Below are 829 nucleotides of genomic sequence, written 5' to 3' on the forward strand. Positions count from 1 at the left end.
GTGGTCACGGCTGATCAGCCCGGGCAGCGATGCATCGGAGGCCGGCAGCGGCCTGATGCCGCTATAGGCATAGACGATCTGGTCGCGCTCGAACGCCATTCCCGGCAGCAGAGTCCGCACGCTGTCGAGCAGGTACTCGACTTCGTCGGGCTCGCAGCGCACCGCGTCGGGATTGTCGGCCTTGATGTCGGTGGAGCCGACCAGCGCCAGGCCGAGATAATCGTAGATGAGGCAGATGCGGCCGTCATCGGCTTCGAAATAGAGCATGCGCCCGGCCAGGCTTTTGACCAGTTCGTCATGCTTGAGCAGGACGTGCGAGCCCTTGGTGCCGCCGATCATCTTCGACGGCGCGCCAAGCAATTCGTTGACATCGTCGATCCACGGACCGGCGGCGTTGACCACCAGCTTCGGCCGCACCGAAAAGGCCGCGCCGTTTTCCGGCTGGAAGGTCAGTACCCCATCGGCGGACTTGACCAGCGCCGTATAGTTCGCGCTGGCCGAGGCCGCGTTTGCTTGCCGCCCATCGAGGATCAGTTCAAGCACCAGCCTTTCGGGGTGGCTTATCTTGGCGTCGTAGTAGGTGCCGGTGGCGACAATCGAGGGATTGAGCGCCGGCATCCCGCTGAGCGCCTGGCGCCGCCCGACCATGCGGTGGCGCGGCATGACCTGGTTTCGCGAGCCGTAGAAATCATAGATCATCAGGCCGATCTTGATCAGGATGGCGCCGCGGCTGCGCGGTGCGCTGGTCGAGCCGAACAGCGTCCGCAATGCCGCCAACATGCCCTTGCTCCAGGAAAAGATCGGGATGACGGTCGGCAGCGGGCTGACA

The 829-nt window shown here is 64.3% G+C and carries 1 protein-coding gene; it reads right to left on the bottom strand.

Features of this window, described 5'->3' with window-relative positions; genetic code table 11:
* A partial coding sequence (locus EN925_RS37935; protein WP_128337465.1) for an FAD-dependent oxidoreductase occupies positions 1-829 on the bottom strand: 829 nt, incomplete at both ends.

Origin of the sequence: Mesorhizobium sp. M7A.F.Ca.US.006.04.2.1 (assembly GCF_004022915.1) — a bacterium.
In the GTDB taxonomy this organism is placed as follows: Bacteria; Pseudomonadota; Alphaproteobacteria; order Rhizobiales; family Rhizobiaceae; genus Mesorhizobium; species Mesorhizobium ciceri.